Source organism: Xylanibacter oryzae DSM 17970, assembly GCF_000585355.1.
Taxonomy (GTDB): Bacteria; Bacteroidota; Bacteroidia; order Bacteroidales; family Bacteroidaceae; genus Prevotella; species Prevotella oryzae.
In genome coordinates this window covers 3,142,197-3,155,655 of sequence record NZ_KK073873.1, presented here as the reverse complement: position 1 = coordinate 3,155,655, position 13,459 = coordinate 3,142,197, and the positions used below count along the sequence as shown (strand labels likewise).

The following is a 13,459-nucleotide window of genomic DNA, read 5'->3' as shown; positions in this document are numbered from 1 at the left end:
ATGAAAACAATAAATATAGCAAGTGGACTAATGATTATTGCCTCAGCTCTATTCTTCGCATCTTGCGACAATGACCGTGGTGATAACCCCAAATTAGACACAGACAATTTGCCTACAAGCTTTGTTCTTAATGTTCCAGCCTATGCTGCGAATAATACATACGACCTTGCTAACTCTACTGGTATAAACTTTACTTGCAGTCAACCTGATTATGGAGGAGAGCCTCTAGCTGTTAATTATTCAGTGCAAATATCACTAGATAAAGCATTCACCAAGTATACACAGTTGGGTACAACATATACTACAGCAAATATAAATGTGAGTGGTACAGAAATAAACAATGCTGTCGTAAAGTTATATCAAAATGCGAATAGTGGTGCCGATCCATCAGGAGTTGTCCAGACTTTGTATGTACGTTTAAGAGCTATCTTAGCTAACTACTCTAAAGCAGACTGTTTATCAAACACGATAGAATTGCCCAAAGTTGTTGCTACATATCTGGCAGAGTTACCAACATCAATATACTTGACAGGTCCTTGCATTCAAGATGGTACAACATTCAAGAAGATGGCGCCTGCATTTGGAACTGAAGGAAAATTCTTTACTATGATATACGCACCTGCCGGTGGTACATTCAAATGGAGTAGAGACGGTAATGAAAAGCTCGGATATAACGATGCTACATCAGTTGTAGATAATGCAAATTCAGGAGCGAAAGCATCTGCAGATGGAAGTATACAGATTGCAAATGCAGGATGGTATGTTATATATATGAATGCAAGTCTTGATGTACAAAAGAATATGCTGATAACAAATCTGAATATTGATCCGGGAGAGGCATATGTAATAGGCAATGCTTGTGGAGGTGCTTGGACACAAGGCGATCCAAATTGGAAAATGGTAGCTCCGACTAATGCTTCCGGAAAATGGATTTCTCCAGCATTCACTGCCAAAGATGAAATGCGAGCTTATATTCTTGTTCCGGGACTTGACTGGTGGAGAACTGAATTTACGCTATACAAAGGCGACTTATATTGGCGTGCTGTAGACATTCCTACTAACTGGGCTACTAACGTAGGTAAAGATTACTCTGTATCATGCGGAATTGGTCAGAAACTTTATGTTGACTTTGATAACAACAAAGGTGAAGTAAAATAAACTTATTAATCACATAATAGACATTCAATATGAAAAAACATATAATTTTCAGCGGCCTGTTAATGTCATTGTTGCTAATGTCATCGTGCAATGGCACATATGATGATTGGGCAAGCCCTCAGCATAATGACCAGGAAGCCGCAATAACTATCCCCGGATTTACTGCAACTGCAGCAAATGCGATAGATTTAGGCAAGGCTGGCGACAGCGTTAAGGTATTCTGTTTATCATCTGCTGCTCTACCTGCAGGAGTTACAAGACAAAAAACACGTATGATAATAACTCCTAAAGGAGACACTAAAGATGCGACAATAACAAAGATAAACACTACTGATGACGGTAAAATAGACAGTGCTTCTTTACAAAACATTATCGCCATGAATTACGGTAAAAGGCCTGTAGCACGTACATATAGCGCTCATGTCTACTCTAATGCTATTAATGGGAATGGACAGGCAATACTTATTGATGCCGGCGCAGTAGATATAGTTGCTACTCCTGCAGCACCATTCATTGCAAATGCATACTATCTGGTTGGAGATATGGTTGGATGGGATGCAACAGGTATGGTTAAATTGTCACATTCATCACAAGACGTTTACGCAGACCCGGTATTCTCAATCGAATTTAAGACGACCGCCGCAGGTCAAAATCTGAAATTGATTCCGCAAACTAACATTGATAACAATACTTTCTGGTATGAAGGAACTCAAGGCGTTGTTGGTGTAAAAACTGATGGTGACACAAGCACAAGTGGTTCACTTGTTACAACATCACCCGGTGCAATAAAAATTCCTGATGCCGGAACATATCTGTTAACGATTAATATGATGGATTACACTTACAAGATAGAGAAAACTAATAAGTATTATCTAGTAGGTGGACTACAGAATTGGACTGCTGACCCTGCAACTGGTATGACATGTCTATTCTATCCAATGGGAAATGGTGTCTATTCGTATACCGCAAATTGGGAAAGTGGAAAAAATAATCTTAAGATTTGGGATCAAGACTCATTTGGTAATTGGAATGTCGCCATTGGTTCTGTAAAAGATGGTGCGACAGATATGTCAGGATCACTCATCAGCTCAAGTGCAGGCGCGATAAGTTCACCTACAACAGAATATTATACACTGACAATCAATATGAGTTCTAAAACTTATGAATGGCAAAAAATTGAAAACCAGTCACCTACAGAATACACAAAGTTAAGTCTCATAGGAGCCTTCAATGGTTGGGGAACTGATTATGAACTAACACAGGTCACTAAACACAACTGGTACGGTAAATTTACTCAAACCACAGCAGGAGAACTCAAATTCAGAGCTAATGATAGTTGGGATGTCGCTAACTGGGGTATCAAACAAAATATAGGAGACAAATATTACGGCACAGCAACAAATGGAGGAGGCAACATGACTGTACCTGTAGGAACATACAGTGTTTATTTCAATGATATCACAGGTCAGTTCGCCTTTGTAGCACAGTAAATATTACGAATATTAATAACAAGAAACAGAAACGTTTTAAATTATTAATGCATAAACTTAAAAGAGGAAACTTATATAATAAGTTTCCTCTTTTTATGATTGCCGGCAATATTTTTACTGCATTTATTCTACTCAAGAACGATTTTACAGTTATCAAGGCTTTTTACAGTAGCCAATGCTTCATACCTGATTCCATTAGCTCTCAAAGTTTTTCCACCATTCTGGAATGCTTTTTCGATTATAAATCCCATGGCCTCTATCTTACTTCCTGCCTGTTTACAAAGATCAATAACACCCATTGAGGCATTACCGTTAGCAAGAAAATCGTCAATAAATAGTACATGATCTTTTTCTGTAAGAAAATCACTGCTTATACAGACAGTATAATCACGGTCTTTAGTAAACGAATGCACCACAGAAGTAAGCATATTCTCCATCGTCTTTGGTTGTTTCTTCTTTATAAAGACCACAGGCAACTGCATAATGTAACCTACCAATATAGCCGGAGCAATGCCACTAGCCTCTATTGTAATAATCTTGTTAATATTCAAATCAGAAAATAGCTTGACGAATTCTTTTGCCAGTTCCATCATCAAATTAGGATCCATCTGATGGTTTATAAAGCTGTCAACCTTAAGAATACCACCCTGATAGCATTTGCCGTCTTGAATTATACGTTCTTTTAATAAATCCATTATTATATATTTTATTCTTTTACATTCAGTACTGCATTACTTATTATTGCGACCAGTCCACCAGTCGTAATACCAGATGAGAATATTGTTTTGATAGCCTCTGGGAACTGCTTCAAGATATCAGGCATCAATTCAACTCCGATTCCGAAAGACAAACTTATAGCCAAGACAAGTACTGCTTTTCGATTTAATTCCTGTGACGACACGATACGTATTCCGGCTGCGGCAACAGTACCAAACATAAGCAATGTGGCTCCACCTAGAACTGCAGAAGGCATCAATGAGAATATTATTCCGACAATAGGAAACAAACCTAATATTATTAGCATTCCTGCTATAAAATAGCCGACATATCTACTTGCTACACCTGTTAGTTGAATTATACCATTATTCTGAGCAAAAATAGAATTAGGGAAAGAACTAAAGATACCTGCAATCATAGAATTTAGACCGTCTGCAAGCACTCCTCCTGATACTCTTTTTATATACTTTTCTCCTTCAACAGGTTCTCCAGACACCATAGAGTTTGCAGTAACATCGCCGGTGGCTTCTATTGCTGTAACAAGATATACCAAAGCAATTGCTATGAAAGAAGATAAATTAAATTTTACGCCTAATTTGAATGGAACAGGAACATTGAAACTGGTAAAGTCTTTTGCAGAAAATGCACTGGTATCTACCATTCCCAGGAAGTAAGCAAGTATATAACCTATAACAATTCCGGTAAATATGCTACTCATCCTCAAATATTTATTTCTACTACAATTGAGGAGTGCTACACTGATAAGAACAACTGCCGAAACAGTTAAGTTCTGATAAGAACCAAATGTACCTGAAGCCATTGCGGCATTTCCACCTCCACAAGATATCATTCCAACTTTTATCAAGCTCAGTCCTATCAACATGACAACAATACCACTAACTAATGGCGTTATAACCTTACGAAGATATTTGAAAGTGAAACTTACGATCATCTCAACCGGTGCACCCATTATACAAGCTCCAAAAATCAATGGCAGTCCACCGGCATTACCAATAGCAATAATAGGACCAATAAACGAAAAGCTGGTTCCTTGTACACATAATAATCCGCAACCAATTCGGCCAAACTTCTTGCACTGAATAAATGTTGCTACACCTGATATAAATAGCGACATTGAGACCAAGAAGCCAGTTAAAGCTAAATCCAGATTCATTGCTTTAGCAATAATCAAAGCCGGTGTTATTATAGCCACAAAAATAGCTAAAAGATGCTGCAGCGCAGCAAACAATGTGTCACGCAATGGCGGACGATCATAGATCCCATAAATTATTCCCTTGGGCTGTTCTGTCTTTTCTTCCATAAATATTAATAATAAAGTTGCAAAATTACAAAAATTCTTTGATTTTTTGTTGCTTATTTAAATAATTATTAATATTTTTGCGATATAGAAAGGAGAGAATGCCATGAAAAAGACCACTATGTTATTTTTAGTTACCTGTGTTCTTGCGTCGTGTGTCTCCACAAAACATGCAACAGTAACAAAAGAATCTGAAGAAGATAAGGTTACTGTTAACAAGCCGGCTACACAGTATAGCAACAACACTTTAATTGTATACTTCGACACAAGTATTGGAAATAAACCGATTCTTACGGCAGCCAAGAAGTATGGCTCTGAAATTCTTTATCAATATAACATTGTAAATGCTGTAGCTTTGACAATACCACCTAATACAAATATCAACGAGGCCATAATATACTACCAAAATGTAAAGGGGGTATTACAAGTTAACCGGGATAAAGTATACAGTACCGAATAATGCATATATGTGCAAACGTTTGCATTCAAATTAGATGTTATGTGTGCAATTGTGAAAACAATGATAAACAAAATTTTCGTATATTAGCGGCATAATTGATTAAACCACTAACTTATGAAACGTTTTTTTACCTTCATTCTTACATTTATAATTCCTTTGCTCATCATAGCGCAAGGATGGCCTGCAAATTATAGCGGCGTAATGCTCCAAGGATTCTACTGGGACTCATACTCTGATACCAAATGGACCAATCTGGAATCCCAAGCTGATGAACTGTCACAATATTTTGACCTGATTTGGGTTCCACAAAGTGGATGGACTAATATGGCCACTAGTATGGGATATAACGATGTGTATTGGTACAATCAGACTAGTAGTTTTGGAAATGAAAGCGAGCTGAAGTCAATGATTAATACCTACAAAAACAAGAATGTTGGTATCATTGCCGATGTAGTTATAAATCACCGTGGTGGAGTAACAAGATGGACAGATTTCCCTACCGAGACAAATCCTTACGACAATAAGACTTACTCGATGGGACTTAGTGATATATGCAATACCGACGAATATAATACCAGTACAGATCCCACAGCTGTATCAGAGCGTGCCACTTACGGCAAAGCTACAGGTGCAGCTGATACAGGTGATGACTTTAACGGGTATCGCGATTTAGACCATACAGGTGCCAACGTACAGACGAATGTCAAAGCTTATCTCAAATATCTGCTCAATTATCTTGGATATACGGGTTTCAGATACGATATGGTAAAAGGATATTCAGGCAAGTATACAGGTATGTATAACGATGATGCCAATCCTACATTCAGTGTAGGTGAATGCTGGGATGGCGTATCCGTTATCGGCAACTGGTTTAACGCAACAAATTATGACGGTAAAGGTATCAGAAGTGCTGCATTCGACTTTCCGCAGAAATATCTCATGAATGATCAGAGTAACTATGCCAATTGGTACAGTACATCGGGAAGTCTTGACAACAACGATACATACAAGCGTTATGGTGTTACATTTGTAGATAACCACGATACTTATCGTAACAATAACAAATATACCGGTGATGTACCTTCGGCAAATGCATGGATTATTGCCAATCCCGGAACTCCTTGTATATTTCTGCCGCACTGGAAGGCATATAAGAGCGAAATAGGACCAATGATAAAGATACGTAAAGCTGTAGGCATAACCAATACAAGCAATACTATAGTTATCAGCAGCTCTACAAGTTTCATTGAGGCCAAGACTACAGGCACTAACGGAGATCTTTATGTAGTAATCGGCGACATTACAAAGGGTAATATTCCTAACGGATACACTAAAGTATTAAGTGGTACAAATTATGCCTATTATACGAATGTTGCTATTAACATCGTTACAGTAGATAAGTCGAGTGGAATATACGACAACAATATAACTACGACTATAAACGCTACCGGCAACAGCACATATGTTTATACTACAGATGGCAGTACTCCTACCGCTACTAATGGTACACAGGGAACAGGCAGCAAAAGTCTTACATTCACTAATACTACGACTCTAAAAGTTGGGTCTTTAGTTAATGGGGTTGTAACAGACATCCAGACATATACTTACACAGTGAATGCATTTAAGGCTTATAAAGCTACTATATACGTAAACTGCGATGCATGGTCTCCTTTATATTTTTATGTATGGGATGCCAATAGTGAACTTAATGGGAAGTGGCCGGGAAAAGCAATTACATCAACAACCACTATTGATGGCGAAAAATGGTATTATCAAACATTAGATATAACATCAAGCACATATACATTCAATTTTATATTCAGCAAGAATGGCTCTCCACAAACTGTAGACATTACAGGGTTGAACAGTGACAAGTTTTATGAACTTGGTTCTCTTACCGATAGCAAATACAACGTAAATGACGTGACCAACAAGCATACCACAGGCATTGATAATATTACAAACAGCGGGAGCAAGGCTTTCAATAAGACCAATGTTTATTCTGTAGACGGCCGCCTGCTACGTTCTCTGCCTAAGGATGCAACAGTAAATGATGCCCTTGGCGGATTATCAAAAGGTGTTTATATCGTAAACGACAAGAAGTTCGTGAATAAATAAAATACCACTATACCACTAGCCCTGTGTTTATGGGCTTTTACATCGTATGGAAATACCACAAAATACCACTCATATACCACTTTATTTTTATAGTGGTATATGAGTGGTATTTTGTGGTAGATGCGTTCCATTTGTTGCTTTGTATAGTGTTTATATTCAATAATTTATGGATATGGTGGCATAGTGGTATTTTTTATTAAAAAATCACAGCGATATTTCTAAAATAGTGCAATTTTCGATGTGAAGCGTATGCTTTTAACTCATTTTTAGGGCTACTTTTACTCCGAAAGCATAGCTTTACTGATCTAAAAGCTATGCTCCAAGTGACCGAACTCAATGCTTTTGCATAGTAAAAAGATAGCTAAGACAAGGTAAAAGCTATGCAAACAAAATAACATGACTCTCCTTCAACTAAAATTGAAGAAGAGTCACTAAAGTTATAAAACTACAATTCTACTAATACTAAAAATCTAATTGTTTACCTTTATAGAAATCTAAAAGATTCGTTTGATACAGATACTCATATTTAGCCTGAACGAAATCACTTTCCGACTTCATATAGTTATTTTTTGATTCATTGAATTCTGTTATATTAGCCTTACCATTTTCATATTTGGCCTGAATCAGTTTGAAAGCATCTTCATTGCTTTGCTTTGCAGAAGAACTACTTTCATATTTACTTTTTGCAGCTAATGCATTATAATAGACCTGCTGAATCTCTTTATAAAGAGTTTTCTTTGTATTCTCCAACTGCAACTTTTGCGTTTCACGATTGAGTTCTGCCGACCTTATACTATTTCTAGTAGAGAATCTATTGAATATAGGCACGCTTAGGCTCAAACCCAGATACTGACTGAAGTTGTTCTTTATCTGCTTCATAAACCCTTCTGCATCATATCCGGATGTTTTGTAATAATTAGAACCCAATCCTGCATTAAAGGACAACTGTGGATATAATGCAGACTTCGCAATCTTTATGCTATTTTCCGTACCATTCAATCTATATAGTTCTGCCTGTACTTCCGGCCTTAAACCCAGTGCAGAAGCAAAAACTTCATTCGGTGTACTAAGAGTAGAGAATGAGGTACTATCAGGAAACAAACTATTAATATCCGGTTTCACAATCTCAAAAGCCTCCGGTGAAGGGAGTTCAAGCAACTGTGACAGTGTAAGCAATGCTATACGGTAGTTGTTATTAGCCTGAGTAGCGGTAAGTCGGCTCTGAGCTTCTGTTGCCTTCTGCTGAGAAACCTGAGCTTCGCTGGCTTTTCCGTTCTGCAACATGATCTGTAATCTTCTGACCTGCATAGAATCTATTGATATCTGACGCTTTGCCACATCTGATATCTCTATATCATATAGAATTTGCACATAAGCCTCAGCTACCTGTGTACGGATATCATTCTTAGCTTTTTCGAGATCGGCTGTAGCTGCAGCCAGATTAAGTTGATTAAGCTTTATGGTGTTAGTTATCTGAAAACCGGTAAATAGAGGGACACTAGTTCCCAAACTCAAAGAGGTACTACTGGTATTCTTATTCTCATAAGTATTCTGAGATGTTAAACCTCGACCAAATGATATATTTTGAGATGCAGAAGCTTCCAGGTTAGGTAATCGGCTGTTGCGGGCTGTGCTCAGGTCAATCTCTTTCTGCCTACGTGTATTCTCCTGTTGCTTTACAGATATATTATGTTCCAATGCATATTCGATGCATTCTTTTAATGTCCAATGGTGTACAGTCTGCGCAGATGCACATACGATACCCATCAGAGACATAATGCCAATTAAAGATATTCTATTCATAATATTTAATTTAGGCGTCCTTCTTATCGTCTTTTACAATCTGCGGACCACGTATTTTGTCTTTTACAGAAATTCCGCTCTTTATTTCTATATTAACGCCATCGCTTAGGCCTGTTATCACCTGACGGCGCTGATATGTTTTCTTTTCTTTAGTTCCCTTTACTACATATACAAAAGTAGAATCTCCACTAAATTCGATTGCACTCTCCGGCAAAGACAATACATTGTGTGCACTTGCAAGTACGATTTGTGCATTTGCACTATATCCGGATCTGATCTTGCTACCTTTCAACGTTCTAACGGCAGCCTTCAGTTCAAATTGATTTGCACCATTACTTACTACAGCTTTAGGTGATATATACTCCAAATCAGCCTCGAATTTCAGATCTTGTAATGCTCCAATTGTTATCTTCATAGGCATGCCCATGACCAACTGTCCAACTTCTGTCTCATCAATATTGCCACGGAATATCAAATCGTTCATATTTGCGACACTGGCTATTGTAGTACCATCATTGAATGTATTGCTAAGTATTACTGAGTTACCTACTTTAATAGGAATATCAAGGATAACACCACTTATTGTACTTCTAACCAATGTACTACTTGCCTTTGCATTACTTCTTGAGATACCGTCACGTACAACGCCCAAAGCATCCTCGCCTGCCAGTTTCTCCTCACGAGCCTGATGAAGTGTCTGTTTTATTTTATCAAATTCGTCTGCACTGACAAGTTTCTGCTTATATAGATTCTGCTCACGATTAAAATCAATCATGGCCTGTTTTAGATTTAATTCAGCCAGACGAACACGACTCTGAGCACTGCTTAGCTGACTCATGTCAGGAATAACCTTAACTTTAGCGATGACCTCGCCTGCCTGAACATAATCACCGGCCTGCTTATAAAGGTTTGTGATAATACCACTTACCTGAGGTTTAATGTTTACCTCATTACGAGGTTCTATCTTACCTGTAATAATAGTTGTTTTATCAAGGTTAGCTACTTTCGGTGTAAACTCATTATAAGCCACCGGTTTAGGTTGTGATTTCATGTATAGGAAAATGAATGTTCCTATAAAAATCAGGGCTATAACGCCTGCGATAATAATTTTTGAATACCGTTTCATTATTATGATTATTTTTTATTATTTATATTATTCGTCTCTCATTGCATCAACCGGTTTTATACTCATTGCCCTCCATGCAGGAGCAAGTCCGGCAAGAACGCCTAGTATGCATAGCAGTAATGCAGCAAAAATAGCAGTCCAGAAATGGACTTGGAAATGTGCAGCTAAAATTCCATCCGTTGTATTTCCGACCTCTAGCATCTGCAATATCAATACGCCAAACAATATGCCACTCATTCCGGCTACAGATGTAAGTATTACGCTTTCTGATATTATCTGCGACAATATATTACGCGGGGTGGCTCCTATGGCTCGTCTTATACCTATTTCGGTAGTACGTTCTTTCACTGTAACCATCATTATATTAGAAACGCCTATTGCACCGGCAAACAATGTGCCTAGCCCGACTAACCATATAAGAAAGTTAACTCCTTTAAAAAGACTATCAAGTATACCAAAAAGGATTTCTGTATTAAATACCATTACACTCTGATCATCAGTAGGATCAATCGTGTGGGCACGTGCTATCGTCTGGCGCATCCGGTCTGTGATACTACTTATCACGACTCCACTACGGCCGGTAACAGAAATCATATCTATCTGATCGCCACGGTTGTAAGCCTTTTGCATAGTAGATATCGGCAATGTTACTTTTTCTTCTGCACGGCCATTAATATTCATATCACCACCAGCCTTATAGTCAACGCCTACGACCTTATAATAAATAGAATCAACACGTATATATTTTCCACATGGATTGGTACCATCTTTAAAAAGGTCTTTATAGATCTTCTTGCCAATCACACACACCTTACGATGATTCGTTACATCCAGACTATTTATATACCGCCCATAATAGATAGTTGGGGTATAAACTTTCTGGTAATTGGGCAACATACCTTGTACAGAGCCTTGACTCTTTTTGTCACCATAAACTATGGTACCTCCATTGCCAAATAGAGCCGGTGATATAACATCCAATTCGGGTACTTGAAGACGTAGTCTGTCTACATCACGATAAACCATTTGCCAACCACGGCCCTTTTTAAATCCTTTATAGACTTTTGTCGTAGGTTGAGCCCATATCATTGCAGAGTTGGTTGCGAATCCGGCAAAATTATTCTGTAACAGTTCTTTTAGTCCTTGGCCTCCTCCTATAAGAACGACAAGCATAAATACGCCCCAGAACACACCAAATCCGGTAAGGAAACTCCTACTCTTATTCCTCGTAAGAGTATCAAGTATTTCTCTATAACTATCAATATCAAACTTCATAATTATTCTGCTTTTAAAGCTTCTATAGGTCTTATCTTTGCAGCCTTACGCGCAGGAATAAGTCCAGCTATCGTTCCGGCTATTATTATTACGAGAGTTGCCTCTATACATACATCAAGGCCTACTGTTGGATTGAGGAACATCGTTGCCTTAAAGAGTCCGGTATCTATCTGTGTATGTCCTATAGTTGCATCCATGTATTCATTAGCTGCAACGCCAAGCACCATACCTGTATACCCGAAGATAGTTGTTATTATAACGCTCTCTACGATGATCAATTTCAGTATTGAAGCCGGACTTGCGCCGATTGCTTTTCGAATACCAAATTCGCGTGTACGTTCCTTTACAGTAATAAGCATAATATTGCTTACTCCAACGATACCACTCAGAAGTGTAAACAATCCGACTACCCATAATGCGGTACGAATGATACCAATACCCTGGTTCATCTGCATGCTCTGAGTGTAACGGTTCCATAACCAAACAGCACTTTCATCGTCAGGAGCTGCCAGATGATTAGAATTTATCTTCCGTCTGTATTGTTTCTCGAAGCGGTCATTATCGGCCTTGGTTGGCAATCCATGGAAAGAATATTCAATATTGCCGATACTGTCTCCTCTGTTATAGATAGTCTTTATGGTTGAGAAAGAAGAGAATACATCCTTATTCATTTGAGACTGGTCCTGCTTATATATACCAACAACTTGGAATGAGAAATTGCCAACATTAACATATTTTCCTATTAGATCCTGGTAATTTTTCAATAGTTCTTTAGCATTGTCTTGGCTTAAGACCAGTACTTTACGCTGCTCTTTAATATCAATGTCATTGATGAACCTGCCATAAAGGATTTCTCTCTTAGTTATCTGAATGTGATTGGGATAGACTCCTGTCAATGTGCCATTAAAATAATTCTGCCCCAAACTGATAGTAACTCCAGAAGTTTCTAATTCCGCACCAACATCATCAATGTTTGACTTGAAATTTGTACGTGTTGTGTTCATATCTTTATCAAGAAGACTTACGGTTCTACCCTCTTGCAGACCATTATACGCTTTAGATGTTCTACCACCGTAAACGATCATTGAGTTTGACAAGAACCGCCCCTGACTGTCCATCTGTGCATTGATAAGTCCATTTCCGGCTCCGAGCAAGAATATAATCATGAAGATACCCCATGCTACAGCAAATCCGGTAAGAGCAGTACGTAATTTGTTGCGTCTTGCCGTACTCCATATTTCAGCTAAAATATCACGCATAAGTTTATCATATTACTTCATTACACCATTTATACCAAACGGACTAGCATGATGATCAAGATTTTCTTCAATATTGCCAATCAGCCCATCTTTAATATGCACTATTTTATTAGTTTCATTAGCGACTCCACTCTCATGAGTCACTACAACGATCGTCATACCCTCATCTTGATTCAAATGTTTAAGCAGTTGCATAACCTCAACACTCGTTTTTGAATCCAAAGCGCCGGTAGGTTCGTCAGCCAGTATTATCTGCGGATTTGTTATCAGCGCCCTTGCTATAGCTACGCGCTGTTTCTGTCCACCGGACATCTCATTGGGATAATGATTCGCCCATTGTGTGAGACTAAGTTTTTCAAGATATTCCATTGCCAATTCGTGACGTTTTTTACGGTTTACCCCTTGATAGAACAATGGTAGCTCAACATTTTCCACAGCAGTCTTAAATGATATGAGATTAAACGACTGGAATATAAAACCAATCATATTGTTTCGGTAAGCAGCAGACTTTGTCTCGCTAAGGTCTTTTATAAGTACGTCATTCAAAATATACTCGCCTGAATCGTAATTATCAAGTATACCCAGAATATTAAGCAATGTAGATTTGCCGGAACCTGAAGCACCCATTATTGACACGAACTCACCTTTTTCTATATCAAGGTTTATTCCCTTTAGCACATGCAAAGGCTGTCCATTATCATATGTCTTATTTATATCTCTAAGATGTATCAT

The 13,459-nt window shown here is 38.1% G+C and carries 11 protein-coding genes; 4 read left to right on the top strand and 7 right to left on the bottom strand.

All coding sequences use genetic code 11. The features are described from left to right. Complete coding sequence (locus tag XYLOR_RS12630; protein WP_036880186.1) at positions 1–1,158, top strand: SusF/SusE family carbohydrate-binding protein; 1,158 nt, start codon at positions 1–3, stop codon at positions 1,156–1,158. Between the two features lie 29 nt (positions 1,159–1,187). Then, positions 1,188–2,648, top strand: coding sequence for an Outer membrane protein SusF domain-containing protein (locus XYLOR_RS12625; protein WP_036880184.1), 1,461 nt, complete (start codon positions 1,188–1,190; stop codon positions 2,646–2,648). 128 nt (positions 2,649–2,776) lie between these two features. Here XYLOR_RS12625 and xpt read toward each other — a convergent pair whose 3' ends face one another. Next, positions 2,777–3,343 (bottom strand): xanthine phosphoribosyltransferase, encoded by a 567-nt coding sequence (gene xpt, locus XYLOR_RS12620; protein WP_036880183.1) that lies wholly within the window; start codon positions 3,341–3,343, stop codon positions 2,777–2,779. An 11-nt stretch (positions 3,344–3,354) separates the two neighbouring features. Further along, complete coding sequence (locus XYLOR_RS12615; protein WP_036880182.1) at positions 3,355–4,686, bottom strand: nucleobase:cation symporter-2 family protein; 1,332 nt, start codon at positions 4,684–4,686, stop codon at positions 3,355–3,357. 103 nt (positions 4,687–4,789) lie between these two features. Between XYLOR_RS12615 and XYLOR_RS12610 the strand changes: the two genes are divergently transcribed. After that, the gene (locus tag XYLOR_RS12610; protein ID WP_051509008.1) at positions 4,790–5,143 is read left to right on the top strand and encodes a S8 family serine peptidase; all 354 of its coding nucleotides are present in this window, start codon (positions 4,790–4,792) and stop codon (positions 5,141–5,143) included. 114 nt (positions 5,144–5,257) lie between these two features. Further along, positions 5,258–7,264 (top strand): alpha-amylase family glycosyl hydrolase, encoded by a 2,007-nt coding sequence (locus XYLOR_RS12605; RefSeq protein WP_036880181.1) that lies wholly within the window; start codon positions 5,258–5,260, stop codon positions 7,262–7,264. Positions 7,265–7,726: 462 nt separating this feature from the next. On the opposite strand, the gene XYLOR_RS12600 is transcribed toward XYLOR_RS12605, so the two are convergent. The 5 genes from XYLOR_RS12600 to XYLOR_RS12580 are packed head-to-tail and all read right to left on the bottom strand — an operon-like array spanning position 7,727 to position 13,459. Beyond that, positions 7,727–9,067, bottom strand: coding sequence for a TolC family protein (locus XYLOR_RS12600; RefSeq protein WP_036880174.1), 1,341 nt, complete (start codon positions 9,065–9,067; stop codon positions 7,727–7,729). A 10-nt stretch (positions 9,068–9,077) separates the two neighbouring features. Beyond that, the gene (locus tag XYLOR_RS12595; protein ID WP_036880171.1) at positions 9,078–10,193 is read right to left on the bottom strand and encodes an efflux RND transporter periplasmic adaptor subunit; all 1,116 of its coding nucleotides are present in this window, start codon (positions 10,191–10,193) and stop codon (positions 9,078–9,080) included. Positions 10,194–10,220: 27 nt separating this feature from the next. Further along, entirely contained in the window at positions 10,221–11,468 is a 1,248-nt protein-coding gene (locus XYLOR_RS12590; RefSeq protein ID WP_036880168.1) for an ABC transporter permease, read from the bottom strand. A gap of 2 nt (positions 11,469–11,470) precedes the next feature. Further along, the gene (locus tag XYLOR_RS12585) at positions 11,471–12,727 is read right to left on the bottom strand and encodes an ABC transporter permease (protein ID WP_036880166.1); all 1,257 of its coding nucleotides are present in this window, start codon (positions 12,725–12,727) and stop codon (positions 11,471–11,473) included. A gap of 12 nt (positions 12,728–12,739) precedes the next feature. Further along, a complete protein-coding gene (locus XYLOR_RS12580; protein WP_036880164.1) occupies positions 12,740–13,459 on the bottom strand; it encodes an ABC transporter ATP-binding protein in 720 nt (239 codons plus the stop codon).

What these genes read in the sequence shown, in the direction of transcription:
- XYLOR_RS12580 (WP_036880164.1), bottom strand. Translation starts at nt 13,459, where the DNA reads ATGATACATCTTAGAGATATAAATAAGACATATGATAATGGACAGCCT.
- XYLOR_RS12625 (WP_036880184.1), top strand. Translation starts at nt 1,188, where the DNA reads ATGAAAAAACATATAATTTTCAGCGGCCTGTTAATGTCATTGTTGCTA.
- XYLOR_RS12590 (WP_036880168.1), bottom strand. Translation starts at nt 11,468, where the DNA reads ATGAAGTTTGATATTGATAGTTATAGAGAAATACTTGATACTCTTACG.
- XYLOR_RS12595 (WP_036880171.1), bottom strand. Translation starts at nt 10,193, where the DNA reads ATGAAACGGTATTCAAAAATTATTATCGCAGGCGTTATAGCCCTGATT.
- xpt (WP_036880183.1), bottom strand. Translation starts at nt 3,343, where the DNA reads ATGGATTTATTAAAAGAACGTATAATTCAAGACGGCAAATGCTATCAG.
- XYLOR_RS12600 (WP_036880174.1), bottom strand. Translation starts at nt 9,067, where the DNA reads ATGAATAGAATATCTTTAATTGGCATTATGTCTCTGATGGGTATCGTA.
- XYLOR_RS12605 (WP_036880181.1), top strand. Translation starts at nt 5,258, where the DNA reads ATGAAACGTTTTTTTACCTTCATTCTTACATTTATAATTCCTTTGCTC.
- XYLOR_RS12630 (WP_036880186.1), top strand. Translation starts at nt 1, where the DNA reads ATGAAAACAATAAATATAGCAAGTGGACTAATGATTATTGCCTCAGCT.
- XYLOR_RS12615 (WP_036880182.1), bottom strand. Translation starts at nt 4,686, where the DNA reads ATGGAAGAAAAGACAGAACAGCCCAAGGGAATAATTTATGGGATCTAT.
- XYLOR_RS12610 (WP_051509008.1), top strand. Translation starts at nt 4,790, where the DNA reads ATGAAAAAGACCACTATGTTATTTTTAGTTACCTGTGTTCTTGCGTCG.
- XYLOR_RS12585 (WP_036880166.1), bottom strand. Translation starts at nt 12,727, where the DNA reads ATGCGTGATATTTTAGCTGAAATATGGAGTACGGCAAGACGCAACAAA.